The organism is Candidatus Omnitrophota bacterium, from assembly GCA_028716245.1.
In the GTDB taxonomy this organism is placed as follows: domain Bacteria; phylum Omnitrophota; class Gorgyraeia; order Gygaellales; family Profunditerraquicolaceae; genus UBA6249.
This window is the reverse complement of sequence record JAQUQW010000002.1, coordinates 337,444-361,547: the sequence shown is the minus strand read 5'-3', so window position 1 is coordinate 361,547 and position 24,104 is coordinate 337,444. Positions and strand designations below refer to the sequence as shown.

26 protein-coding genes are annotated in these 24,104 nt (G+C 44.9%); all 26 read right to left on the bottom strand.

Annotated features, from left to right (window positions below; all coding sequences use genetic code 11):
- Nucleotides 1–19: 19 nt before the first annotated feature.
- Entirely contained in the window at nucleotides 20–1,141 is a 1,122-nt protein-coding gene (gene alr, locus PHG87_05425) for an alanine racemase (protein ID MDD5477618.1), read from the bottom strand.
- Nucleotides 1,120–1,794, bottom strand: a complete 675-nt coding sequence (gene tsaB, locus PHG87_05420; GenBank protein ID MDD5477617.1) for a tRNA (adenosine(37)-N6)-threonylcarbamoyltransferase complex dimerization subunit type 1 TsaB — start codon at nucleotides 1,792–1,794, stop codon at nucleotides 1,120–1,122. The genes alr and tsaB overlap by 22 nt, the downstream gene beginning before the upstream one ends.
- The gene (tsaE, locus tag PHG87_05415) at nucleotides 1,775–2,242 is read right to left on the bottom strand and encodes a tRNA (adenosine(37)-N6)-threonylcarbamoyltransferase complex ATPase subunit type 1 TsaE (GenBank protein MDD5477616.1); all 468 of its coding nucleotides are present in this window, start codon (nucleotides 2,240–2,242) and stop codon (nucleotides 1,775–1,777) included. The genes tsaB and tsaE overlap by 20 nt, the downstream gene beginning before the upstream one ends.
- A complete protein-coding gene (gene thiL / locus PHG87_05410) occupies nucleotides 2,243–3,139 on the bottom strand; it encodes a thiamine-phosphate kinase (protein MDD5477615.1) in 897 nt (298 codons plus the stop codon).
- On the bottom strand, nucleotides 3,130–4,185 hold the full coding sequence (gene mtnA / locus PHG87_05405) for an S-methyl-5-thioribose-1-phosphate isomerase (GenBank protein ID MDD5477614.1): 1,056 nt from the start codon (nucleotides 4,183–4,185) through the stop codon (nucleotides 3,130–3,132). The genes thiL and mtnA overlap by 10 nt, the downstream gene beginning before the upstream one ends.
- Nucleotides 4,185–5,306, bottom strand: coding sequence for a DUF362 domain-containing protein (locus PHG87_05400; protein MDD5477613.1), 1,122 nt, complete (start codon nucleotides 5,304–5,306; stop codon nucleotides 4,185–4,187). Before PHG87_05400 ends, mtnA begins: the two co-directional genes overlap by 1 nt.
- A 24-nt stretch (nucleotides 5,307–5,330) precedes the next feature.
- A complete protein-coding gene (locus PHG87_05395; GenBank protein MDD5477612.1) occupies nucleotides 5,331–6,095 on the bottom strand; it encodes a TatD family hydrolase in 765 nt (254 codons plus the stop codon).
- Between the two features lie 11 nt (nucleotides 6,096–6,106).
- Nucleotides 6,107–7,642: a methionine--tRNA ligase gene (metG, locus tag PHG87_05390; protein ID MDD5477611.1), complete on the bottom strand. Its 1,536-nt coding sequence runs from the start codon at nucleotides 7,640–7,642 to the stop codon at nucleotides 6,107–6,109.
- Nucleotides 7,632–8,444, bottom strand: a complete 813-nt coding sequence (locus PHG87_05385) for a stage 0 sporulation family protein (protein ID MDD5477610.1) — start codon at nucleotides 8,442–8,444, stop codon at nucleotides 7,632–7,634. The genes metG and PHG87_05385 overlap by 11 nt, the downstream gene beginning before the upstream one ends.
- On the bottom strand, nucleotides 8,432–9,391 hold the full coding sequence (holB, locus tag PHG87_05380) for a DNA polymerase III subunit delta' (protein ID MDD5477609.1): 960 nt from the start codon (nucleotides 9,389–9,391) through the stop codon (nucleotides 8,432–8,434). The genes PHG87_05385 and holB overlap by 13 nt, the downstream gene beginning before the upstream one ends.
- Nucleotides 9,378–9,986: a dTMP kinase gene (tmk, locus tag PHG87_05375; GenBank protein MDD5477608.1), complete on the bottom strand. Its 609-nt coding sequence runs from the start codon at nucleotides 9,984–9,986 to the stop codon at nucleotides 9,378–9,380. The genes holB and tmk overlap by 14 nt, the downstream gene beginning before the upstream one ends.
- Nucleotides 9,987–10,103: 117 nt before the next feature.
- Nucleotides 10,104–11,138: a patatin-like phospholipase family protein gene (locus tag PHG87_05370; GenBank protein MDD5477607.1), complete on the bottom strand. Its 1,035-nt coding sequence runs from the start codon at nucleotides 11,136–11,138 to the stop codon at nucleotides 10,104–10,106.
- Nucleotides 11,139–11,184: 46 nt separating this feature from the next.
- Nucleotides 11,185–11,526: a phage holin family protein gene (locus PHG87_05365; protein MDD5477606.1), complete on the bottom strand. Its 342-nt coding sequence runs from the start codon at nucleotides 11,524–11,526 to the stop codon at nucleotides 11,185–11,187.
- A gap of 128 nt (nucleotides 11,527–11,654) precedes the next feature.
- On the bottom strand, nucleotides 11,655–12,680 hold the full coding sequence (locus tag PHG87_05360) for a PDDEXK nuclease domain-containing protein (protein ID MDD5477605.1): 1,026 nt from the start codon (nucleotides 12,678–12,680) through the stop codon (nucleotides 11,655–11,657).
- A gap of 308 nt (nucleotides 12,681–12,988) precedes the next feature.
- Nucleotides 12,989–13,294: a transposase gene (locus PHG87_05355; GenBank protein MDD5477604.1), complete on the bottom strand. Its 306-nt coding sequence runs from the start codon at nucleotides 13,292–13,294 to the stop codon at nucleotides 12,989–12,991.
- Between the two features lie 21 nt (nucleotides 13,295–13,315).
- The gene (locus tag PHG87_05350) at nucleotides 13,316–13,711 is read right to left on the bottom strand and encodes a hypothetical protein (protein MDD5477603.1); all 396 of its coding nucleotides are present in this window, start codon (nucleotides 13,709–13,711) and stop codon (nucleotides 13,316–13,318) included.
- Between the two features lie 167 nt (nucleotides 13,712–13,878).
- Nucleotides 13,879–15,279: a cysteine--tRNA ligase gene (gene cysS, locus PHG87_05345; GenBank protein MDD5477602.1), complete on the bottom strand. Its 1,401-nt coding sequence runs from the start codon at nucleotides 15,277–15,279 to the stop codon at nucleotides 13,879–13,881.
- 5 nt (nucleotides 15,280–15,284) lie between these two features.
- Nucleotides 15,285–15,908, bottom strand: coding sequence for a serine O-acetyltransferase (gene cysE / locus PHG87_05340; protein ID MDD5477601.1), 624 nt, complete (start codon nucleotides 15,906–15,908; stop codon nucleotides 15,285–15,287).
- Nucleotides 15,909–15,970: 62 nt separating this feature from the next.
- On the bottom strand, nucleotides 15,971–16,456 hold the full coding sequence (gene ispF, locus PHG87_05335) for a 2-C-methyl-D-erythritol 2,4-cyclodiphosphate synthase (GenBank protein MDD5477600.1): 486 nt from the start codon (nucleotides 16,454–16,456) through the stop codon (nucleotides 15,971–15,973).
- Nucleotides 16,453–17,130 carry a 2-C-methyl-D-erythritol 4-phosphate cytidylyltransferase gene (ispD, locus tag PHG87_05330; protein ID MDD5477599.1) on the bottom strand — a complete coding sequence of 226 codons (678 nt, stop codon included), beginning with the start codon at nucleotides 17,128–17,130 and terminating at the stop codon, nucleotides 16,453–16,455. The genes ispF and ispD overlap by 4 nt, the downstream gene beginning before the upstream one ends.
- Nucleotides 17,131–17,132: 2 nt before the next feature.
- Complete coding sequence (locus PHG87_05325; protein ID MDD5477598.1) at nucleotides 17,133–18,113, bottom strand: PIN domain nuclease; 981 nt, start codon at nucleotides 18,111–18,113, stop codon at nucleotides 17,133–17,135.
- On the bottom strand, nucleotides 18,110–19,504 hold the full coding sequence (radA, locus tag PHG87_05320; GenBank protein ID MDD5477597.1) for a DNA repair protein RadA: 1,395 nt from the start codon (nucleotides 19,502–19,504) through the stop codon (nucleotides 18,110–18,112). Before radA ends, PHG87_05325 begins: the two co-directional genes overlap by 4 nt.
- Complete coding sequence (locus PHG87_05315) at nucleotides 19,504–20,118, bottom strand: MlaD family protein (protein MDD5477596.1); 615 nt, start codon at nucleotides 20,116–20,118, stop codon at nucleotides 19,504–19,506. The genes radA and PHG87_05315 overlap by 1 nt, the downstream gene beginning before the upstream one ends.
- A 12-nt stretch (nucleotides 20,119–20,130) precedes the next feature.
- On the bottom strand, nucleotides 20,131–20,886 hold the full coding sequence (locus PHG87_05310; protein ID MDD5477595.1) for an ABC transporter ATP-binding protein: 756 nt from the start codon (nucleotides 20,884–20,886) through the stop codon (nucleotides 20,131–20,133).
- Nucleotides 20,887–20,889: 3 nt separating this feature from the next.
- The gene (locus PHG87_05305) at nucleotides 20,890–21,675 is read right to left on the bottom strand and encodes an ABC transporter permease (GenBank protein MDD5477594.1); all 786 of its coding nucleotides are present in this window, start codon (nucleotides 21,673–21,675) and stop codon (nucleotides 20,890–20,892) included.
- On the bottom strand, nucleotides 21,675–24,095 hold the full coding sequence (locus PHG87_05300) for an ATP-dependent Clp protease ATP-binding subunit (protein ID MDD5477593.1): 2,421 nt from the start codon (nucleotides 24,093–24,095) through the stop codon (nucleotides 21,675–21,677). The genes PHG87_05305 and PHG87_05300 overlap by 1 nt, the downstream gene beginning before the upstream one ends.
- Nucleotides 24,096–24,104: the final 9 nt, after the last annotated feature.

The following is a 24,104-nucleotide window of genomic DNA, read 5'->3' as shown; positions in this document are numbered from 1 at the left end:
AATGGTCGCTGTCCCTATTTTATTTATAAATTCTGGGGATGCGGCTGCCCAAACCGCAGACAATCTCATAGGAAATCGTGCCGGATAACCTGGCAAGCTCTTCAGCGGTAATTTTCTGCCTGCCCTGCTGTCCGATCAAAACAACCTCATCGCCGATCTTGGGCTTGAAATTACCGACATCAACCATGATCTGATCCATACAAATCCTGCCGGCGATACGGAATCTCCTGCCTCCGATCAAAAGCCAGGCTAAATTGGAAAGGTTGCGCGGATAACCGTCGCCGTAACCAATGGGTAAAGTAATGATGCGCGTCGGCCGTTTAGTTATATAAGTGCGGCCATAACTTATGCCGGTGCCTTGAGGAACCTGCTTAATGAAAACAATGCGTGTCTTCAAACTTAAAACAGGTTTTAAATTTATACGTAAACCTTCTTTCGGATGCAAGCCGTAAATTACCAAACCCGGCCTGACCATGGTAAAATGGCTGTCTTTATAGTCGATCAAACCGATGCTATTGGCAGCGTGCACTAAAGGAATAGCTATGCCACTTTTTTCCAAATCACTAACCAGCTTCTCAAATAAATTGATTTGATAATCGGTAAACTTGCGGTCAAGATCCGCGAAAGCAAAATGCGTGAAAATGCCTTCAATGGCGATATTCTTAAGCTGGTGTATATCTTTGACTAATTTAAACGCGCCATCGGGCAAAACCCCGATCCTGCCCATGCCGGTGTCCACTTTAATATGCAAGTTTATTTTCTTTTTTAGCTTAGCGGCTTTGGCGTTAATGGCAGAAGCCATTTCTTTATCGCAAACCGTCGGCGTAAGGCAATAGGTAAAAAGCGGCCGGATATCTTTTTTCAGGATCAAGCCAAGGAGCAGGATAGGTGTTTTTACCCCCGCCTTTCTTAATTTTATCCCTTCATCGATAGAGGCAACCCCTAAGTAATCCACGCCGCAGGCGGACAATCTTTTGGCTACCGGGATCAACCCGTGGCCGTAAGCATCGGCTTTGACGGTAACCAGGATTTTTGTCCGGCTCCCAAGGAGAGATTTAACCTCTCTGAAATTATGCTCTAAATTATTCAGGTTAACCTCTGCCCAGGTGGGCCGGTAACCTATTTTGTCTTTATCTGGCATTCTTTAGGATATAAATAAATAGGTTTTACATTCAGCGCCGAAGTAAATTGTTTGGCCTTGATTTTTACCAGCGCCAGCTCCATAAGATTATGCGCTTTTAAACTCCAATAATCCTTATCTAAAACAGCCGCGCCTTTTATGCCGCCTGAGATCTTGTTTCCATATAAAGCTAAAGCGTCTCCTAAAATTACCGGCTTGCCGCGGAATTTTTTTAAAAATTCATCCAAGCTTAAAAGAGAATATTCGCTTTTACGTTTTAACAATCCCCGCTCATATTTATAAGAACTGCAGTAAATAAGCCCTCTTCTGGCATCCAGGGCGGTAACGATCAGCCGCTCTGTGGCTTGAACATTTTTGGCTAAAATATCCAGCGAAGATATCCCGGCAACCGGTTTATTTCTGACCACGCTTAATCCTTTAATGGTAGCCAAACCAATCCGCATGCCGGTAAAAGACCCCGGCCCCAAGCCGCAGGCAAAATAATCGATATCCGCTATTTTTAATCCTACCGCCTCAACTACCCTCTGGATCGTCGGAGCCAGTAATTCCGAAAGGCTCCTGCCCACCTCAAGATTATATTCGTAGAGCTTGCCGCCGGCGTAAACCCCCAGGCAAAGAATTTTAGTCGTCGTATCAATGCCGAGTATCTTCATGGATTTTTTCCAATAATGCTTTATGCCGCATGCCACGGGCGCTGAATTTAAGCAGCCTTTTGTTCTTGGCCTTTGTCAATAGCTTAATCTTTAAAAATTCCTTTGGCAAGAGGAATTTCAACCGTTCGGGCCATTCGATAATTGTCACGGCTTGCGCGTAAAAATACTCTTCATACCCTAAACTAAAAATATCCTCGATAGATCTAAGCCGGTAAAGGTCAAAATGCTGCAACAAATGTCTGCCTTGGTGCACGCGTAACAAAACAAAAGTCGGGCTGATCACGTTATTCTTATTGATCCCCAGCCCCTGGGCAATCCCTTTGGCTAAAACCGTCTTGCCTGCGCCAAGGGAACCGGATAAAAGGATAATTTCCCCGCCGGCCAGATTACGCGCTATTTGCTTGCCTATTCTTAATGTTTGGTTAACCGAAGCGGATAATTTTTCCATTTAGAAATGCTTGTATCCTTGAAGTTTAAGTTTAGAATATTTATTTTGAAGGTTAATCAATCTTAACCCAAATGTTTCCGGCATGATTTCACCGATAACTTTAAAATGATATTTGGAATTCTTAATAATTTTATTGGCCCAATCCCGGGAGGCAGTAAAAAGTAACTCAAACTCCTCTCCAGAACAAAGCGCGTCCTCTATGCCTTCTGCCGCCGCGCTTAGCGGAATAAGGCTTTCATATAAAACCGCCCCTAACTTGCTCTGTTCTAAAATATGCCCCAAATCCTGAACCAGCCCGTCGGAAACATCGATCATCGCGTTAACTTTAAAATTATCCACCAGAAAACGCGCCTCTTCCAGGCGGGAAGTGAATTTCAAATGCTTTCCCTTGATTGAGCCGCCAAACTCACCGGTAACCATAATTATATCGCCAACCTTGGCGCCGCGGCGCAGGCAAAGTTTATTTTTTTCAACATCCCCGAGCATACTGACATTAATAATCAATTTATCCGAAGCGCTGATATCTCCGCCGACAATATTGATCTTAAATTTTTTTGCCAAATCAAATAAACCTTCTGCCAACAGGTCAATCTGACTAACCTGCATATTTTTGGGCAGGCCAAGGGCGACTACCGCCTGTTTCGGCAGGCCGGCGCAGGCGGCAATATCGCTGATTGAAATAGCCAGGGCTTTTCTACCAACCAACTTCAAATTATCTTTTTTTCGAAAATCCACCCCTTCCACTATCATATCCGTAGTAAATAGCTGATAATTCTTTTTATTCAACTTCAAAACCGCGCAATCATCCCCGCTGCCCACAACCACCGAAGAGTCGGTTTTGATTTTCTTTTGAAATCTTGTAATTAGTCCAAATTCGCCAATCTCTTTTAAACGCATTTTTCTGTCTCCAAAATTTCCCGGATATTTTTAAAATAAGGCCGCTTGATAACTCCTCTATCCGTGATCAGCGCGCTGATTAACTGATGCGGCGTAACATCAAAAGCGGGATTTAATACTCTGGCCCCAAACGGAGCAATATCTTTCTTCAATAGAATCTTGGTTACTTCTTCGCTTTTGCGCGTTTCAATCTCGATGCCCTGTCCGTTTTTTATCTTTAGATCAAAGGTGCTTTGGGGTGCGGCGATATAAAAAGGTATCTTGTGGTGTTTGCATAAAATGGCCAGGTTTAAGGTGCCGATTTTATTGGCGGAATCCCCATTGGCGGCAATCCGGTCTGCTCCGGCAATCACCGCGTCGATTTCTCCATTACACATAAGCGAAGCTGCGGTATTATCGGCAATCATCGTCACATCCACGCCTTTTTGATGCAATTCCCAGGCGGATAAACGCGCCCCCTGCAATAAGGGCCGCGTTTCACAAGAAAAAACTTTTATCTTCTTACCCTCTTCCTTGGCCCGGTAAATTACTCCCAAAGCTGTGCCATAGTCAATGGTAGCTAAAATCCCGGTATTACAGATTGTCAAAACCGTGCTGTTATCTTTAAACAGCTTTGCGCCGTAAAAACCGATTTTGCGGCAGGAGGCCATATCCTCCTGCATAATCTTTTTACCTTCAGAAAGAATAATTTTTTTAATCTTAGAGATTGGCTGCTTTTTATTATTCGCGGCAACCCGACAAATCCTTTCAATACCCCAGAATAAATTCCTGGCTGTCGGCCGGGAACTGGCAATATATCTTGCTGCCGCGTTTAATTTACGGCTAAACCCCAGCCAATCAGAACCCGGATAATCTTTTATGCCTAAGTACATTCCCAGGCCGGCAGCCACCCCCAATGCCGGAGCCCCGCGCACCTGCATTACCTTTATTGCCTGCCAAAGATCTTTCAATCTATCAATGTCAATATAAACAAACTTACGCGGTAATTTTGTTTGATCGATCAGCCTGATCTTATTATTTTTCCAATCAATTGTGCGAATATACATTATAATCCTATGAGTTTAGCCAACATACTTTTCTTTATTCCGATGGCTGCTTCCGGGCAGCTCTCCTGGCAACAGAAACAGGCGATACATTTTTTGTAATCAAAATGAATGCGGCTTTTTTTAAAAGTAATACACTGGCGCGGGCAAACCTTAACGCAGTGGCCGCAGCGGATGCATTTTGGGCTCAAACAATAAGGATAATACCTGATCAGGGATTTAAGTATCTTTCTAACCGCGGTTGGTAACTTGCTTATTTTTGCCGAAGTTACCGGCAGGATAAACGGCCGGATATTTAATTTAGCGATATCCTCCCCCTCAATCTTAATTCTGCTGAGCTGATTTTCCCCTAAGCCGCGCCGGGCTGCCTCTTTTGTCGTTAAAACCTCCTGATTGGTAATCCCCATAATCTTAGCCATCACCGTATCCAGAGCCACGCAATCCGAACCGCCTAATAAAAGGCCAAGCGGCCGAAGTTTTCCGTTGGTTGCCGGTCCATCCCCTTCCATGGCTAATATCCCATCGATAATCGTCAGGGCGGGCCTAGCCTCCTGGTATATATCCACCAGGATCTTGGAAAATTCCGCCGGCTCAAAATAATTTTTATGCAGCTCGGTTTTATAGGTGCCGGAAACCAGGCCGAAAAGATTCTTAATTGCTCCGGTAAGCAAAGTAAATTCATGAGTTTTAAATTTAGGCAGGCTGATTAAATGATCGCATTCATCAAGCCAAGTTGTCAGCGGAAATTTAGCACGCATCCTGCGCTTGTCAAAAGTAACCAGGCGCACATCCTCTTCCTGGCAAACTTTCCTCATGCCGGTAAGATCATATACCTGGTCAACATTTTCAATATACTTACCCCAGACACTTGGGCCATCACCGATAATAATCTTGCAGTTTATTTCCTTTAATATATGAATTACCGCCCTGACTACTTCCGGATGGGTGGTAATGCCGCACTCCGGCCCCTTAGACATTAAAAGATTGGGCTTAACCAACACGCTGGAGCCGGGCTTAATAAAATTAGTGACCCCGCCTAAGAGATTAACTGTATCCCTTATCGCTTGCTCAACTATTGCCGGTTCATACCCAGCGCATTTAACTACGGAAACTTTAGCATCCATTCTAAATAATGGGACCGTTTCTATTTATTCCTTTAAATTAAAGAATTCTTTGGCGTTTCGAGTTGTCCTATTCGCAATCTCTTCAAAGCTTACTCCCTTAATCCGGCTGACCTCTTCTGCCAATAATTTTATCTGAAACGGCTCATTGCGTTTTCCGCGCAAACCTTCCGGCGACAAATACGGCGCGTCAGTTTCAAGCATTAACCTATCCAGCGGAGTCAGGCTAACCATATCCCTTAGGCCTTGAGCTTTTTTATAAGTAATATTGCAGGTAAATGAAATAAAAAATCCGCAGCTTAAACATTCCCGCAAAAAACTTTCATCCCCGGAAAAACAATGCACCACCGCCCGAAGCGGCAATGCGGCTTTTAAAATCTGCAGCGTATCTTTCTCCGCCTGCCGGCAGTGGATCACCAGCGGCAACTTTAAATCTTTGGCTAACGCAATCTGTTTAATAAATGCCTGTTTTTGGTTATCTTGACTGGATAAGTTGCGGTAATAATCCAAACCGGTTTCACCGATGGCGACAACCTTATTATTCCGCGCCAGGCTTTTTAATTTATTTTCCGCCTGAGGATCAAAAGTATCGGCATCATGCGGATGCACTCCCACGCTGGCATAAACCTCCGCATACTTTTGCGCCAATTCGCAGGAAGCAGCTGAAGATTCTAATGTTGAACCGATATTGATAAAATAAGCGATTCCCGCTGCTTTTGCCCGCTGGATAACCGCGTCGCGGTCCGGGTCAAAGGGAGGAAAATCAAGATGGCAATGCGTGTCAATTAACATAAAACGAGAACTTATTTCTTTTTAATTTCAATACGCGGGAATAAAGGAGCGCCTTTTTTAATCTCGGTGCCGCCCAATTGCAAGATAATCGACTCCGCGGTTTTTGGCATAAACGGGGCGATTTCCCGGCCAATCTTTCGAATCGCCTGGACCAATAAAGAAATGAACCTTTTAAGCTCTTCATCTTTACCTTCTTTCACCAAATTCCAGGGCTTAGTCTCTTCAACATATTTATTCGTTATTCCTATAACCTCCCAAATTTTTTCCAGCGCCAGGCTAAAATCATTTCCCCAGCTAAGCGGCAGAGAAACTTCTTTGCCTAAATCCGCCAATTTACTTTTAATAGCCTCCCCGCTCTGGTCATAAATGGTATTCTCAATATTCAAATCCGGGATTTTTCCCGCGTAGTATTTCTCAATCATCGTCAGCGTACGATAAATAAGATTGCCTAAATCATTGGCTAGATCACCGTTAAATCTCTTGATTATCGCTTCTTCGGAAAAATTACCGTCTAAACCAAACGGCACATCGCGAAGGAGAAAATAGCGGTAAACGTCAATGCCGAATTTATCGGCCATCTCCACCGGATTAACCACATTACCGCGCGATTTTGACATCTTATCTTCATTGATCATCCACCAGCCATGGGCAAAAATCGTATCCGGCTGCCTGATCCCTAAAGCCTCCAGCATAATCGGCCAGTAAATCGCGTGATGTCTTAAAATATCTTTACCCAAAAGCTGCACCACCTTAACATCCTTATCCCACCAGTCGGAGTGATAAATATCCTTACTGTCAAATTCACCAACCGCGCTGATATAATTAATTAAGGCGTCAAACCAGACATAAGTAACATGCTTTGGGCTAAACGGCAAAGGTATGCCCCAGCTGAGCCGCTCAACCGGCCTGGATATACAAAGATCCTCTAATTTATTATTCTCTAAAAACCCTAAAACTTCATTCCTTCTGGAAACCGGCTGGATATAATGGATCCGCTCCGGATTTTCATCAGTATCTTTGATATATTTAATCAACCAATCCTGGTATTTTGATAATTTAAAGAAAAAATTAGTTTCACTGATTTTTTCCAGCGGCCGGTGGCAATCCGGGCAAAGATTATCCGTGATCTGCGAAAGCGGCCAGAATGTTTCACAAGGAGTGCAATACCAACCCTCGTATTTACCCTCGTAAATATCCCCTTGACCATAGACGATCTGCAGCGCTTTTTGCACGAATTTAATATGTCTATCTTGGGTTGTACGAATAAAATCGTCGTTGGATATTTCAAGTTTCTTCCATAAATCCCGGAATTGAATCACTACTTTATCGACAAATTCAATCGGGGAAAGCTTGGCCTCATCCGCTGCTTTTTTGATCTTCTGTCCGTGTTCATCGGTTCCGGTAAGAAACCAAACATTCTCTTTTCCCAGGATATTACGGTTATAGCGGGCCAAAGTATCTGCGGCAATATTAGTGTATGAATGGCCGATATGTGGAGAAGCATTCACGTAATAGATGGGAGTAGTAATATAAAATTTATTTGCCATGCTCTTTTTCTTTATAACTTACCTCGAGGTATCCGCCTTCTTCCAGTTCGACAGTGACTACCCGTTTAAAAACATTAATGTTGATCACCTTGCCTTTGCCCTGCGGGGTGCTAACATGCTCCCCTTCGTGCGGCAGGCCTTTTGAAAGCAGCTTATAAGTTTCATATTCATACGAAAGGCAACACATCAGGCGCCCGCATAAACCGGAAATTTTAGGAGGGTTTAACGGCAGGCCTTCTTCCTTGGCCATTTTGATGGTTACCGGCTCAAAATCTTTCAGGAATTTTTTGCAGCAAAGCTCGCGGCCGCATGAGCCATATCCGCCAAAAAGCCGGGCCTCATCCCTGACCCCGATCTGCCTTAATTCAATGCGCGCCTTAAACATTTTCGCCAAATCCTTTACCAGGTTACGAAAATCCACCCTGCCGTCGGAGGTAAAGTAAAATAAAATTTTGGTCCGGTCAAAAGAATACTCCGCCTTAACCAGCTTCATATCCAATTTATGCTCCAGGATCTTTTTCTCGCAAACCCTATACGCTTCCTTAGCTTTGATCACGTTATCTTCGATCTGTTTTAAGTCGCTTTCCCTGGCCAGGCGGATTATCTTTTTCGGCGGCTCTTTTGCGCCGCCTTCTTCGACGGCGCAGCAGCGGGCATGCCCCGGCAAAACCACGCTTCCGTAATCCAAACCCCGGTCATGCTCGACAATCACGCAATCCCCGGCTTTTAAAACTAAATTTCCCGCCTGATAAAGCTGGACCATGCCGGAATTCCTCAGTTGGACTAAAATCATGCCTTCCATAGTTGCGCTCCTAAGTTGTGCAAAAGTAATTTGCTGTTAATATTTCTTTCCAAATACAAGGTGCTCTCTGAGATCGTAGCCATAATATCGTCAAGCTGCTTAAATGAATATTTAGGTATTAATTTTAATAAATCCTCCTGGCGGTCTAAATGGATTATTTCTTTATCCCGCAATCCTGCTTTCAGCAGATACAGATCCCTGAACCAGGAAGCAAGAATATTTAAGGAAAAGCGCAGCTGCTCTTTAGTTTGCCCCATTAAATTTCGATCCAGCGGCTTTGCGGACAACACAAAAGAATCGAATATTTTGTTCTTCTCCCGCAATTGCAAAGAATCCTTGAGCTTCAAAGCCAAGCCTAATCTGCCTTCGGCATAATAGGCCAGAAAATGCGCGCTCAGCTTATCCAATGAATAATTTTTAATCAAAACCTCTTCAAGTTCCGCCCTGACCAAAGAAGGAAATTTGATCATCCTGCAACGGCTAAGCACAGTCTTGATAATATTCTGCGGTTTATGCGTGATTAAAATAATCAACGTGCTCTTAGGCGGCTCCTCCAGGATTTTCAGCAAAGAGTTTGCCGCTTCAGTATTAAGCTTATGGGCGTTATCGATAATAAAAACCTTCATTGCCCCTTCATACGGCTTAAAACTTGCCTCCCGCAAAATACCGCGGATATCTTCGATCTTTATTTGCGCTTCGCCGTTTTCGATAATATGCAAATCCGGATGCCCTGAATTTTCGATCTTGCGGCAGGAATCACAGAGGCCGCAGGGTTTATCAGTTTGAGCCGTACAGTTTAATTTTTGGGCAGCCATTTTAGCGACCATCCGCTTGCCGATCCCCTCCGGCCCGCTAAAAATAAATCCTCCGGAAAAACCGGAGCCTTGGATATAAGCGTTAATTATCGCTAAAGGTTTTTGGTGCCCTAAAATATCAGCCAAGCGCATTGACGATCTCCCTGATCTTCTCTTGCGTCTTAAATTTATCTTCCTGGACTTTGACGATTTTAATCCTTCGCGGTTCATTCTTGGCCAGCGCAAGATAACCTCTTCTTACCTTTTCATGATAACTAACCGAGCGCTGCTCGATGCGGTCCTTGCAGTTATCCCGATGTTTCAGCCCGCTTTTAATCGGCAGGTCTAAAAAAATGGTCAGATCCGGCGCGATGCCTTGGGTGGCAAAATTACCAATAACTTTAATCAGTTTGATATCGATGCCTAAACCATAACCTTGATAAGCAATCGTCGAATCCATGAACCGGTCGCAGACAACTATTCTTCCGGCAATCAGCGCGGGTTTAATAATCTCTTCAACCACCTGGGCGCGGGCAGCCATATAAAGTAAAGTCTCAGCCGCCGGCGATATCTTGTTCTTAGGATTAAGCAATATCTCTCTAATCATCTCGCTTACCTTGACGCCGCCAGGCTCACGCAGATAAATTGCCTTTAACCCCTTGGCCTTAAGATACCCAAAAAGCATCTTCGACTGCGTGCTCTTCCCGCAACCTTCAGACCCTTCAAATGTAATAAATTTTCCTCTCATAGCCTTCCTTTAAATAGGGACAGGGACCATTTTACCACAGGCGGGAGGCAAAGAACACTAAAATAAAGGGGACAGTTCTATTTTTCATAAAACTCCTTAATAGAACCGTCCCTAGTTTTAAAGAGTAGCAACTACCTTATTAATGGAATTCCCCTTATCAAACCACTCAAAATATTCTCTGGCGCCTTTGCGGCCGGCTTCAACCAAGGCCGCCTTTTTCTCATCTGACAAGTAAAACTCCGTTGTCTTGGCCGCCGAAGCATCGATATAAATCGTCCTCTGCCAATCATCACTGTGCAGATGCAGATTAAGCTGATGGTCGATTATCGTCTGGACTAACCCTTTGGCGTAAGCGACAAAACTCTTGATTTTATGGTGCGCCGGTTCTTTTTGGTCGCGGAAGACACCAATTTCCTCCCGAGAATCCAGCCTGAATCCCAGTGTTTCCTGGTTGTAAACGTACTTACTGATCTTAATCCCCTGCTCTTTCAGCTTCTTATTATGCGCCTCATAATAATCCGTGCTTCTTTTGTTCTCTTGAACGTATTTTTCACGGTCAAAAAGTTTAACCGGGTAATTGGCCAAAACTCCCCCGTCAACATAAACATCCCTGCGCCTGCCTGCGCGTTTGCTCGCGAAAAACAACGGGATCGACATAGAGATCCTCACAGCATCGGCAACCGGCATATCTGGTGTCTTTTCATTTGAAAAAACCTCGCTAAAATGCGTGGAAAGATTCGTCCCGATAACATACAAATCCTTAAACCCCTTTTGCTCTTTCTGCGCGGAGATATCGGCAAAACTCGCCTCACTGCTTCCGGTTTTCCTGCGGATTATTTCTCCAATCCACTTCCTGAAAAAATCCCCTTTATACCAGCCGTATTTTCCCGCCAGCCTCGGCAGGCCTTCGATTATCCCCCACTGGTTATCCATTAAATCATTAAAGTTTAGCTTCCAAAGGACTTCTTTCATATCATCAACCGAATAATTCAAACCGACTAAAACGGAATTAATCGCCCCGGCCGATGTCCCTCCCACCCGCTCGATTTTCTGCAAGATGCCTTTCTCAGCCAATATCTCCATCGCCCCGGAATACGCCATCCCCTTAACGCCCCCGCCTTCAAAAACCAGATTTTTAAAATGATAAAGCATAATCCTCCCTCTAGAAATAATGGGACCGTTTCTATTTATCACTTAATTAAACAGAAAAAACTAACAGGCTTAACAAGAAACTAATGATGCTAAAAAGGATATACCCCCAGAAAGCTGTCCAGAAACCCGTAATCACGAAACCTTTGACAATCTTAGACACCAAAAGGAAAAGAGCTCCGTTGATAAAAAGGGTAAATACCCCTAAGGTAATAATATTGATCGGCAGCGTAACCAGAATAATCAAAGGCCTCAAGAAAGCGTTAATGATCCCCAAGACCAAAGCAATCACCAGGACAGTGGCGGTACTTGAAACCTCGATGCCCCTGACAATGTGCGCGACAATAAAAATCGACAGCGCGTTAATTCCCCATCTTACCAAGAAGTGCATCATCTAAAGTCCTCCTTTTTTTACTTCCAATAAAAACTCCAGAAACGCCCCTGATTTTTGATTATACCGCCTAAGGCCAATTAGCTCAATAGAAAAAGATGTAGAGTCCATGGCACTAGAGAGCATAGCTACTTCAATTCCTCTTGTATCGATAATTTCAACGCGCTGGCATCAGGAAGTTTTCTGGCCAAATATTTAGGCAGTTTATTCGTAAGACAGTATTCGGCAACCCCCACGGGCTTTTTGGTACTACGCAAAGCATACTCAACCACAATATTGTCTTTAGCCGCGCATAGAATAATGCCTATTGACGGATTTTCATCTTTCAGTTTTACTTGTTCATCCAATAGGTGAAGATAAAAATCTATCTTCCCGGCATATTCGGGCTCAAACTTACCGGTTTTAAACTCAACTGCCACAAGGCATTTTAATAGACGGTTAAAAAATAAAAGATCAACAAAATATTCATTATTCCCCAATATTAGGCGGTATTGATCACCAAGAAATGAAAATCCTTTACCCAGTTCAAGCATAAAGCGCTTAATTCTTTCAACAAGGCGGCGCTCTAACTCCCGTTCAACCAATGATTTTGTGATATCAAGAAAATCAAGGTTATAAACGCTTTTTATGGATTCATCTGCCTGTTCAGCAAGATAGCCGGGAAGGACTTTAGGAAAATTATGGGTTTTCTGTTTCAAGTAGAAGGTATAAACTCCGGCTTTTATCTGGTTGAGAAGCACATTGCGGCTCCATCCCATTTCCGCTGTAGCGCGAATATAATACTCTCGCTCTTTGATATCTTTAACCATCTGCATTATGACAATATTTTGTCCCCAGGGAATTTCTCGCACAAGCTGTGCGAGTTTCAGGCTATCTTTGTACTCAAGATATAAAAGCCTCATCCGCCATAAATTTTGCACGGAAAAACCCGCCCTACCATTAAATTCTGCGGCTAAATCAAAGGCAAACCTTTCAACTACCGCATCTCCCCACTTATATTTTTTCTGCCTCTCGACGATAGTTCTGCCGATATCCCAATATAACTTTATAAGCTCTTTATTGACCGACCTAATCGCCTGAATCCGCGCTGTAACAATGCGCGATTTGATTCCATTCAAGAAATTGATATATTCTTTGCCTATCGAATTCTTCATTCCTTTCTCTCCTTTCTTGCGTCATTATTATTTTCTTCCTACCGCAACTGACGCAGAAAAGGCCAAAATCTGTTATGTAAAGTGTCAAGCTTTTCTTATTCTAGCTCCTCGTGTTAAATCTAGAACCCTTTAACTCTCTGTTATACGTGGCAACCCACATGGGTTCACACTATTTGATTTTGCGTTTAAGGCCCCAGGGGTCTCTATCTAACAACGAGTCTAAAAACATTGACTCTGATTTTGACCACGAGGCGTCCCCCAAGGCAAGCGTTACTTAAAGGTCCTATCTCTAACACTATTTCTTATCATTAAGCTATATAGTCACGCTGTTCTTTCAAGACCCTATAAATAATCAAGGTTAATTTACGCGCTACCGCGACAATGGCCTTGCGAGCGGCAATATGCGGATGATGCCTGGAGCGAATGCGATCATAGAATTGCCGCATACGTGTATCCTTACGGATAATTACCCAACTGGCCTCAATCAGCAGAGAGCGCAGGAAAACATCGCCCATGTGGGTGATAGAGCCTTTGGATATTTTGTCTCCGGTGGAATGTTCACGAGGCACAAGCCCGATAAACGCCCCCAGCTCTCTGGGGTTGCTTAGCTGTATCGCCGATATTTGCCAATATGGTTATTGCCGTAATAAACCTATACCAGGGATAGAACGCAAGCAATGCACATTAGCCGTAAGGCAGGGATTATTTAACGCTATTGCCCTTAATTCGTTAATGACCTTTAATTGCTGGTTACGTGCATACTCTAAATCCGCAAGCAGCAAATCTAACCGTTGGCGCGTAGCGGAGGTTAAATAATCATGAAGATAATAACCACTCCCTCCGGTTTCATAGGCGCAGATGACTCTTTTGCCATTATAGGTATTTTCTATATGGCGGTAAAGGTTCTCTGGATCTGCGGGTATTCTGTGTGAACGGTTCATCTGTTCGTGGTCCTTGACGGTAAACGAGAAGCTTTTTTGGTCAACATCGATTCCGATAAATATGTCATAGTCCTGTGAATTGTAGGCCATGCTTTCCTCCTTTCGAAATGGTTGAACTCACTTAATGAAGGTATCATACCATTCCTTGAAAAGCTTGGCAGTTTAACATAGCATCTAACAAATTAAAAAGCCCGTAACGCAAGTTATGGGCTTTTTAATGAGAATCTCCAATCCCCTACTTCAAATCAAACTATTCACTACAACTTCCTTCTCCAAGTTGCGCCGTTCTTGGTATCCTCGAGAATTACCCCTTTTTCTTCCAGCTCTTTTCTGATTTTATCGGCCAGCGCGTAGTCCTTGGATTTTTTAGCATCCGACCTACTCTGAATCTTAGACTTAATTTCATCTTCGCTGATCTGGGTGTCGATTCTTACCGCCTTAAGCGTAATGCCGAGGATCTCAAGCATCTCTTTTAAAACAACTTGAGCGCTAAAAACAAGATCCGCCTTCCCGATATTTTTATTCGCCAGGTTCACCAGCTCAAAAACACAAGCCAAGGCTTCCGGCGTGTTAAAATCATCATCTAAAGAAGCGGTAAATTTATTTTTTAACTTAGCCACCTCTTTAGAATGTCTCTTTAACAGGGTTAGCGCCAAACCCGGCTTGACTGCCTTGGCCTTATCCATAAAAATACTAATCCTCTGCAATGCTTGCCTGGCCTCCTCGATTTTTGCGTCGCTGTAATCGATTGGGTGGGCATAGTGGGCGGACAAAAAGAAAAACTTCAACAGCTCGGGATTATGGTATTTGGCGATAAAATCCTTAATCGTGATAAAATTCCCCAGCGACTTAGACATCTTTTGCGTGTTGATCGTAAGCAGTCCATGGTGTATCCAATATTTAGCAAATGGCTTACCGCTATAGGATTCACTCTGCGCCAATTCATTCTCATGGTGCGGAAAAATCAAATCCCTGCCTCCGGCGTGGATATCCAAAGTTTCGGTTTTTAAAAACTTCTGCGACATCACCGAACACTCGATATGCCAGCCCGGCCTGCCCGGCCCAAAAATGCTGGGCCAGCAAGGCTCATTTTCCTTAGAGCGTTTCCAAAGGGCAAAATCCAACGGGTCATGCTTTAACTCCGACGGGCCGATCCTCACCCCGGTCTCCATCTGGTCGATGCTTTGGCCGGATAATTTCCCGTATCCGGCAAATTTACGCACATCAAAATAAACATCGCCGGCGGATTCATAAGCCAGGCCTTTATCCACCAGCTTTTTAATATATTCAATCATATCGGTAATATTTTCGGTTGCCCGCGGCTCAAAATCCGCTTTTTCTATCCCCAGGCTTTCTAGATCCTGATTGTAACTGGCGATATATTTACTAACCAACTCCTGCCAGTCAACTTTAAGCTCATTAGCCCGGTTAATTATCTTATCGTCGATATCGGTGATATTGCGCGTAAAACTCACGTCAAAACCGCGGTATTTTAAATACCTGCGGATCAAATCGAAAATAAATAAACTGCGGGCATGGCCAATATGGCAGGCGTCATAAACCGTAACTCCGCAAGTATACATTTTTACCTGCGGAGCCTTTATCGGAACAAACTCTTCTTTTTTTCTGGTGAGGGAATTATATATAAAGATAGGCATGCACTCTACTTCTTTTCCAAATTTTTAATTCTATCCTGCAGCTCTTCGATTGACTGCATAATCGGGTCCAGCATCCGCGCGTGGTCTAAGCTGACATCCATTTTTTTACCGTCCTGCTTGGTGATCCTTCCGGGAACACCGACGACCGTGGAATTTGGCGGAACATCTTTGACCACTACCGCGTTTGCCCCGATATAAGAATTGTCGCCGATGGTAATATTGCCTAAAACTTTTGCGCCGGCCCCGATCACCACATTATTGCCGACAGTAGGATGGCGTTTTCCCTGTATGATTCCGGTCCCGCCCAAGGTTGTGCCCTGATAAAGCAAAACATCATCTCCGACAATCGCGGTCTCTCCGATCACCACGCCTAATCCATGGTCGATAAAAAACCGCTTGCCGATTTTGGCCCCCGGATGGATTTCAATGCCGGTAGAAAACCGGGCAACCTGGGATAAAAGGCGCGCCAGAAAAAATAAATGTGTTTGATAGAAGAAATGGGCGACCCGGTAATAAATCAAAGCGTGCAGCCCGGGATAAAGCAAAATCACCTCGATAAAACTTTTTGCCGCCGGATCCCTTTTCTGCGCCGCCCTAATATCAGCGTAAAAAATCACGGAAATAAGCATAAACTTAATTAAATAAAGCGCCGCGATTAAAATCAATATATTTATAATTATGGAGAACATGTTTATACCCCCTTTGCCAAAGAAGCTGCCGCGTAACAGGCAATTGCCTCCCGATTTCCTACCGCGTCCAGCCCTTCATTTGTTTTTGCTTTTATGTTTACAATCTCCTGGCCGATACCAAGAAGCGCGGAAATCTTTTCTTTCATCTGTTGCTTAAACGGCACAAGCTTGGGCTCCTGGGCGATAATGACAACATCCAGATTATTGATTTGATAACCGCTCTGGTCCACTAATCCCTTAACGGCCTCAAGCAGCTTACTACTGGCAATACCCTGATATTTAGGATCCGTATCCGGAAAATGTTCGCCGATATCGCCAAGCGCTAAGGCACCCAATAGCGCGTCGCAAAGCGCGTGGATCAATGCGTCACCGTCGGAATGCCCCAAGAGTCCTTTAATATAAGGAATCTCCACAGCGCCTAAAAATAACGGCCTGCCCGTAATTAAACGGTGGATATCATAACCTATTCCGACTTTAAATTGCATCATAAACGCCTCCTGGCAATCTCCCCGGCCAATAACAGGTCAACGCTAGTCGTAATTTTGATATTTTCATCACTCCCCGGAACAACCTGGACCTTTTTCCCCAATTTCTCAACCAAAGAAGCGTCATCCGTAACATTGCTTTTAGAATATTTTTTATAGGCCTGGACAATAAGCTCTTTTTTAAAAACCTGTGGAGTTTGTATCTCCCAGAGATTGGCCCTGTCCACAGTCCTATCAACCAGCAAGCCCGCTTTGACGCTCTTAATCGTTGCTTTAACCGGTATCCCTAATATTGCTGCGCCGGTTTTTTTAGCGGCGAAGATAACCTTGCTAATCGATTTACGGTCAATAAACGGCCGCGCGGAATCATGGATTAAAACCCAATCACTTTTTACGCTGACTTCTTTGAGCCCATTAGCTACCGAATCCTGCCGGCGCGCCCCGCCCAAAACAAAAACCTTTATTTTTTTAAAAGGATATTTCTTTAGCGCATTGGTAATTGCCTGCTGATTGCCCGGGCTAACCACCACGATAATCTCAGCGATATCCAGATGCCTGTTTAAGGCCCTAAGAGAATAAACTATTGCCGGCAAATTACCAATTTTTACTAAAGGTTTCGGTACTGGCGTATTAAGCCGTTTTCCCCGTCCAGCTGCCAGGATTATCGCGCTAACCATTATTATTTTTCTGTCTTGGTAAAGATCATCCTGCCGGCCTGAGTTTGCAGGACCGAAGTCACCACAACCTTAACCTCCTGGCCAAGTAACTTGCGGGCATCCTCAACTACCACCATCGTCCCGTCATCAAGATAACCCACCGCCTGGTTATGCTCTTTACCTTCTTTAATCAACTTGATCCGCATCTCTTCCCCGGGAAAAACCACGGGTTTTAAAGCGTTAGCCAGTTCATTTATATTTAAAACTTTGATCCCCTGGATGCTGGCAACGCGGTTTAAATTAAAATCAACGGTTAAGATTTTGGCTTCCAATAATTTAGCCAACAAAACCAGTTTTGCATCCACCTCAGTGGTCTCGGTAAAATCCTGCTCATGGATCGTAATATCCATTCCCGGCTCATTTTGGATCACATTCAGTATCTCCAGACCCCGCCTGCCCCGCTGGCGTTTGATCGGATCGGTAGAATCGGCGATCTGCTGTAATTCCCGCAGCACGAATTTCGGGATGATAATTTTACCCCCTAAAAAACGAGTTTTACAAAGATCCACAATCCTGCCGTCGATAATCACGCTGGTATCTAAAAGCACCACATCTTGCGCCTGGTCCTGCCGGCGCAGCCGCACATAAGGAATGATGACATTAAATTCATCTTTTCCGCGCAGGGCCATGACCATACCCAGATAGCAAAAAACCAAAGTCAGCCCCACCCTGATTCTGGAAAGCACAACCGGATCGATAGGAGCAATGCTAAAAGCATCTCCGACCAGCTTGGCCATAATCAAGCCTAAGATTAATCCAAATACCGCGCTGGACAAACCGCTTACCGAAACTTTACGCAACCCTGCTTCAGCGGCGATCATTGCTAATGCCACTAAAGCGCCAACTATCAAACCGATTAAGCCGGAACCATTAATTACCACCGTCTGATAACCAATCGCCATACTGCCTAAAATAAACAAAAGCCGCGCTAATAATAAATTCATTTCTTTGCCTCCAATTTAATCCCTAACCCGAGTATAATATCTAAAGCTTCCTTTAAAGTAGACACGGGAATAATTTCCATATCCGAACTCTTAAGTTTAAGGTTCTTAATGCTGTTTTTAGGTAAAACGCAATGCTTAAAGCCCAGCTTTTGCGCTTCATTGATCCGCGTCAGCACCTGGGAAATACTTCTAATCTCGCCGCTTAACCCCACCTCTCCTAAAACTACCGCCCGGGGTAAAACCACCTGCTCCCGGAAACTCGAGGCAACCACCGCGCATACCGCTAAATCCGCCGCCGGGTCTTCGATTTTTATCCCTCCGGCGACATTGACAAAGATATCTTCTGCCTCAAGGGCCAGCCCCATGCGTTTTTCTAAAACCGCCACCAGCAAAGAAAGGCGGTTAAAATCAAAACCCTGCGCCCGCCTGCGGGCATAACCGAAACTGCTCCTGGAAACCAACGACTGGATCTCAACCAAAAGCGGCCGCGTCCCTTCCAAAATCGAGGTTACGATCGTCCCGGATACATCGCTGGGCCGCTCCGAAAGGAATATTTCCGACGGGTTCCTTACTTCCGCCAAACCCTGCGCCCCCATTTCAAATACGCCGATTTCATTGGTTGAGCCAAACCGGTTTTTCACCGCGCGCAGTATTCTATAGATCGCGAAACGGTCCCCTTCAAAATAAAGCACCGTGTCCACGATATGCTCTAAAACCCGCGGCCCAGCCAAAGTCCCTTCTTTGGTCACATGGCCGATAATAAAAATCGAGGTCCCGGTAGTTTTGGCTAATTGCGTCAGGATCCCCGCGCATTCCCGCACCTGGCTGACGCTGCCGGGAGAAGAGCTGATCCCGGAATCAAAAATAACCTGGATTGAATCGATGATGACTACCTGAGGTTTTAATTTTTTAATGTATTCGACAATTAAAGATAAGTCCGTTTGATTGACGATATAAAGATTATCCGCGCCCGATTCCCCCAAGCGTCTGGCGCGTAATTTAGTCTGGGCCACGCTTTCTTCGCCGCTGACATAAAGCACCCCGATCCCCTGCTTAGTCAAATGGTTGGAAACCTGTAAAGAGATGGTCGATTTGCCTACCCCGGGGTCGCCGCCGATTAAGATCACCGAGCCCTTGACAATCCCGCCGCCTAAAACCCGGTCCAGCTCAATAATATTAGTCTTTAACCGGTCTTCATCTTTAGCCACCACATCCCTTAAAAGTACCGGCCCTTCTTTATACAAAGAGACCCTTTCTTTGATCCCGGATGAAGGAACGGCATAATCCTCTTCGTTAAAAGAATTCCAGCTGTTGCAATCCGGGCACTTGCCCAGCCATTTCGGCGATTGATACCCGCAATTTGAACAGCTAAAAACCGACTTTGTCCTCATTATTTTTTCTCTTTAGTCCTGAAAAATAACTTCCAGGGATTCTTGCGCACATCGGTAACCAGCGCTTGCAATTCATTATAAACCGTATCGTCATAAATAAGCTTGCCTAATGTGCCTTCTTTATTCCTGATCTGGGCAAGCCCGTCATCCAGATTATGCATTATACTTTCGGCCCGGTTAAATATCGCGTGTATCGGCAACGGATCAACGCCGATCATGGATCCATTTTCTTTAATCGGGTTGGCATAGTCTTTGCCGGGCATTATCTCGATATATTTTTCACCCAATAACCCCAGGGTATTGACCCAAACAGTGGAATCAACGGGAATCTTGATAATATCCCTGACCCAAACTATCAGGCGCACATTTGAACGGCTTTCTTCGGGAATAAACTCCAGCTTAATTCTTTTTACCTCGCCTACATCGACTCCGGCAAAACGCACCGGCGCCCCCACCTTTATCCCGTTAACAAAATTAAAGTTAACATTAATCCGGTACCCGGAACTCCAGGTTTTAAATCCGCCGATCGACAATATAAAAATAACTAAAATTACCATGCCGATAAAAACAAAGACGCCCACCCTTAGCTCTAATTTGGTTTTTCCGAATATCATTTAAGCCTCCATTTAAGTATCGATTGATTCAGTTATCGGCCCCTTGGAGAGCCCATGAATAAACTGGTGCACTACCGGATACTGAGTATGCTGGATCTCTTCAGGAGTACCCTCTAAAATTATTTTCCCTTTATACAGCATGGCAATCTTGTTGGCGATGTGGTAGGCGCTGCGCATATCATGCGTGACCACAAAGGAAGTGACTTTTAATTTATCATGGAGCGAGCGGATAAGCCGATTGATACTGTCGGCGGTAATCGGGTCGACTCCGGTCGTCGGTTCGTCATAAAGGATAATTTCCGGCTTGATGCAAATTGCCCGCGCTAAAGCTACGCGTTTTTTCATTCCTCCGCTTAACTCCGAAGGCATAAGATTACCGATACCGCCTAAATCTACTAAGGACAAAGACTCCTCCACCCGCGCTAAAATTTCTTCACGATTAATATGCGTATGTTCAAAAAGGCTAAACCCGACATTTTCAGCAACGTTCATCGAATCAAAAAGAGCCCCGCCTTGGAATACTAAGCTGATTTTGGCCCGCAGGGCGGTTAATTCCAATTCTTTTAAACCGCCCACCTCTTTGCTGTTAACTAAAACCTTGCCCTCGTCCGGTTTTAACAGCCCGACGATATGTTTAAGCAGGACTGATTTTCCGCAGCCGCTTCTGCCGATAATTACGCAGGTTTGGCCGGTGGGGACCGTTAAATTCAGCTGGTCCAAAACTAAGTTATTACCGAATTTTTTGGTTAAGTTTTGTATCTCGATCATTTTTTAAGGAAAAATAAAATAAAACAGCGCGGTAAAGAAACAATCCGCCGCGATGATCATGATAAAAGTAATCACCACCGATCGCGTCGTTGCCTTACCGACTCCGGCTGCCCCGCCCTCGACATTAAAACCTTCATAGCAGCTGACTAAAGCGATAACCATCCCAAAAATCCAGGCTTTAAATAAACCCGTAAATAAATCTTTATAAAATAACGCGCTAAAAGTTATATTCATATACATACTGCTGGTAATCCCCAGCTTTAATACGCAAATAAGGTAGCTTCCGAGTATTCCGATAATATTGGCGTACAATGTAAGGATGGGAAGCATAACGCTTAAAGCCACAAAGCGCGGGACGACCAGGTATTTTACCGGATTGGTCGCCATAGTTTCCAAGGCATCGATCTGTTCGGTAACCTGCATCGACCCTAACTCCGCGGTATGGGATGCGCCGACTCTTCCGGCAACTACCAGCGCCGTGATTACCGGGCCTAACTCGCGCACAATCGACAAAGCGACCATGCTGGCAATATACATCTCTGAGCCGATGCGCTGCATAAAATACGCCGTCTGTAAAGCGAAAATAAAACCGATAAACAAAGCCAGCAGCGAAACAATCGGGAAGCTGTCGTAACCGGCTTTCTTGGACTGCTCGATTATATGGCCATATTTATACGGAGGCTTGAATGTTAAATACACGGTTTGCACGGAGAGGTTAGTTAAGCCGCCGACAAAATACATGAATTCAAGAATTTTACGGCCCAGGTCAATGAAAAATAATGTAAACATTATTCGAAAATAAGCTCTTCATTTTTACGGGTTACCTTAATTGAAGAGCCCTCCTTATATTTTTTAGAGATAATCTCCCCTGCCAAGGGATCCTCCAGGAACCTCTGGATAGTCCTCTTTAGAGGCCGGGCGCCAAAAACCGGGTCAAATCCTTTTTCAATTAAAAGTTCCTTGGCCTCCTTACTGACCTCTAAAGTTATTTTCTGGTCCTTCAGGCGCTGGATGACATAACCGATCTCGATATCGATAATTTGCGAGAGCTCCTCCTTAGCTAACTGCCGGAAAACAATAATATCATCAACGCGGTTTAAGAACTCCGGTTTAAAAGCATGCTTGACTGCTTCCAGCAATTTATCTTTCATATCCTGGTAAGTGCCTTCTTCTTTCTGGGTCCTAAATCCCAATGAGCCGGTCTTGCGGATCAATTCCGCGCCGACGTTAGAGGTCATAATGATAATCGTATTCTTAAAATCAACTTTCCGGCCAAAGCTATCAGTAAGCCGGCCTTCCTCAAAAACCTGCAGCAGCAAATTAAAAACATCCGGATGCGCTTTTTCAATCTCATCTAGAAGTATGACCGCGTACGGCCGGCGGCGCACCCGTTCCGTAAGCTGGCCGCCCTCTTCATAGCCGACGTATCCCGGAGGAGCTCCGATCAAGCGAGAAACATTAAACTTCTCCATATACTCTGACATATCCAATTGTAACAGAGCGTCTTCGTCGCCAAACATAAATTCCGCCAGCGCCCGGGCCAGCAGGGTTTTTCCGACGCCAGTAGGGCCCAAAAATATGAATGAACCGATTGGCCGCTTGGGGTCTTTAATCCCCGCCCTTGACCGCCTGACCGCGTGGGCGATAGCTTCAATTGCTTCATTCTGGCCGACTACCCGTTTATGCAGCTCTTCTTCGATCTTGAGCAATTTTTCGCTTTCCTTTTCCTCTAACCTGAAGATCGGGATCCCTGTCCACTGCGCCAGTATTTTGGCGATATCTTCGGCAGTAACTTCCGGCCGCATTTTTTCTTTTGCCTGGCTCCACTCCTTATTTAATTTTTCCAGCTCCTGGCGGGCCAGGCGTTCCTGGTCGCGCAAAGACGCGGCTTTTTCAAAATCCTGGCTCTTGATATAAGACTCTTTTTCTTTTCTTAATGATTCGACATCGGCTTCGATCTTTTTTATATTGTCCGGGACGATCAAAACATTTAAGCGCGCCCGTGAACCGGCTTCATCGATTAAATCAATCGCCTTATCCGGCATAAACCTTCCGGAAATATAACGGTCGCTTAATTTAGCGGCAGCCTCCAGGGACTCATCTTTAAAAGTAACGCGGTGATGCGCTTCGTATTTATCGCGCAGGCCTTTTAAGATCTCGATAGTTTGTTCCACCGTCGGAGGCTCAACCATGATCGTCTGGAAACGGCGCTCTAAAGCCGCGTCCTTCTCGATATATTTACGGTATTCATCCACGGTGGTGGCGCCGATGCACTGCATCTCTCCGCGGGAAAGCGCCGGCTTCATAATATTGGAGGCATCGATTGCCCCTTCCGCGGCTCCGGCGCCCACCAAAGTGTGCAACTCATCGATAAAAATAATTATGTCCTGCGAACGTTTGATCTCCTCCATAATCGCTTTGATTCTTTCCTCAAACTGCCCGCGGTATTTGGTCCCGGCAACCATCAGCGCCAAATCTAAAACTATCAGCCGCTTGCCCCTTAAAACTTCCGGGATATTGCCGGCGATAATCAACTGGGCTAAGCCTTCGACAATTGCTGTTTTTCCCACTCCGGCCTCACCCAAAAGTACGGGATTATTCTTGGTGCGCCGGCTTAAAATCTGGACTACCCGCTCAATTTCCTGCTTGCGGTTAATCACCGGATCCAATTTATTTTCCCGGGCCAATGCCGTAAGGTCGCGGCCAAAAGCGTCAAGGGCCGGAGTCTTGGATTTTGCCGCCTGAGCGCCTCCTACATTGCCCCCTGGTAAAGAGGAACCTAAAAGTCCCATCACTTCATTACGCACCGAGTTTAAATCCATGCCTAAATTTAACAGTACCTGCGAAGCAATACCTTCACCTTCACGGATAAGCCCTAAAAGAAGATGTTCGGTGCCGATATAATTGTGCCCCAGGGAACGGGCTTCTTCAGCGGCCAGCTCTAAAGCTTTTTTAGCCCGGGGCGTGAAAGGAATATCGCCGATAATCTGGGTAGTGGGCCCGGGCTGGACCAGCTTTTCGATCTCCAGGCGGATATTCTCAAGCGAAACATCCAGCTTCTGCAATACCGCCGCGGCCACCCCTTCCCCTTCCCGGACTAACCCCAATAATATATGCTCAGTGCCGATATAATCGTGGTTAAAACGCCTGGCCTCTTCTTTTGCTAAAATAATTACTTTTCTTGCTCTCTCCGTAAAACGATTAAACATGATTTCTCC

What these genes read in the sequence shown, in the direction of transcription:
- PHG87_05325 (MDD5477598.1), bottom strand. Translation starts at nt 18,113, where the DNA reads ATGAATTTATTATTAGCGCGGCTTTTGTTTATTTTAGGCAGTATGGCG.
- PHG87_05300 (MDD5477593.1), bottom strand. Translation starts at nt 24,095, where the DNA reads ATGTTTAATCGTTTTACGGAGAGAGCAAGAAAAGTAATTATTTTAGCA.
- PHG87_05370 (MDD5477607.1), bottom strand. Translation starts at nt 11,138, where the DNA reads ATGCTTTATCATTTTAAAAATCTGGTTTTTGAAGGCGGGGGCGTTAAG.
- PHG87_05365 (MDD5477606.1), bottom strand. Translation starts at nt 11,526, where the DNA reads ATGCACTTCTTGGTAAGATGGGGAATTAACGCGCTGTCGATTTTTATT.
- mtnA (MDD5477614.1), bottom strand. Translation starts at nt 4,185, where the DNA reads ATGTATATTCGCACAATTGATTGGAAAAATAATAAGATCAGGCTGATC.
- PHG87_05315 (MDD5477596.1), bottom strand. Translation starts at nt 20,118, where the DNA reads ATGATATTCGGAAAAACCAAATTAGAGCTAAGGGTGGGCGTCTTTGTT.
- PHG87_05350 (MDD5477603.1), bottom strand. Translation starts at nt 13,711, where the DNA reads ATGGCCTACAATTCACAGGACTATGACATATTTATCGGAATCGATGTT.
- ispF (MDD5477600.1), bottom strand. Translation starts at nt 16,456, where the DNA reads ATGATGCAATTTAAAGTCGGAATAGGTTATGATATCCACCGTTTAATT.
- tsaE (MDD5477616.1), bottom strand. Translation starts at nt 2,242, where the DNA reads ATGGAAAAATTATCCGCTTCGGTTAACCAAACATTAAGAATAGGCAAG.
- tmk (MDD5477608.1), bottom strand. Translation starts at nt 9,986, where the DNA reads ATGAGAGGAAAATTTATTACATTTGAAGGGTCTGAAGGTTGCGGGAAG.
- PHG87_05360 (MDD5477605.1), bottom strand. Translation starts at nt 12,680, where the DNA reads ATGAAGAATTCGATAGGCAAAGAATATATCAATTTCTTGAATGGAATC.
- cysS (MDD5477602.1), bottom strand. Translation starts at nt 15,279, where the DNA reads ATGCCTATCTTTATATATAATTCCCTCACCAGAAAAAAAGAAGAGTTT.
- tsaB (MDD5477617.1), bottom strand. Translation starts at nt 1,794, where the DNA reads ATGAAGATACTCGGCATTGATACGACGACTAAAATTCTTTGCCTGGGG.
- alr (MDD5477618.1), bottom strand. Translation starts at nt 1,141, where the DNA reads ATGCCAGATAAAGACAAAATAGGTTACCGGCCCACCTGGGCAGAGGTT.
- ispD (MDD5477599.1), bottom strand. Translation starts at nt 17,130, where the DNA reads ATGGTTAGCGCGATAATCCTGGCAGCTGGACGGGGAAAACGGCTTAAT.
- thiL (MDD5477615.1), bottom strand. Translation starts at nt 3,139, where the DNA reads ATGCGTTTAAAAGAGATTGGCGAATTTGGACTAATTACAAGATTTCAA.
- holB (MDD5477609.1), bottom strand. Translation starts at nt 9,391, where the DNA reads ATGCGCTTGGCTGATATTTTAGGGCACCAAAAACCTTTAGCGATAATT.
- radA (MDD5477597.1), bottom strand. Translation starts at nt 19,504, where the DNA reads ATGAGGACAAAGTCGGTTTTTAGCTGTTCAAATTGCGGGTATCAATCG.
- PHG87_05310 (MDD5477595.1), bottom strand. Translation starts at nt 20,886, where the DNA reads ATGATCGAGATACAAAACTTAACCAAAAAATTCGGTAATAACTTAGTT.
- PHG87_05305 (MDD5477594.1), bottom strand. Translation starts at nt 21,675, where the DNA reads ATGTTTACATTATTTTTCATTGACCTGGGCCGTAAAATTCTTGAATTC.
- PHG87_05400 (MDD5477613.1), bottom strand. Translation starts at nt 5,306, where the DNA reads ATGGATGCTAAAGTTTCCGTAGTTAAATGCGCTGGGTATGAACCGGCA.
- metG (MDD5477611.1), bottom strand. Translation starts at nt 7,642, where the DNA reads ATGGCAAATAAATTTTATATTACTACTCCCATCTATTACGTGAATGCT.
- PHG87_05395 (MDD5477612.1), bottom strand. Translation starts at nt 6,095, where the DNA reads ATGTTAATTGACACGCATTGCCATCTTGATTTTCCTCCCTTTGACCCG.
- cysE (MDD5477601.1), bottom strand. Translation starts at nt 15,908, where the DNA reads ATGCTTATTTCCGTGATTTTTTACGCTGATATTAGGGCGGCGCAGAAA.
- PHG87_05385 (MDD5477610.1), bottom strand. Translation starts at nt 8,444, where the DNA reads ATGGAAGGCATGATTTTAGTCCAACTGAGGAATTCCGGCATGGTCCAG.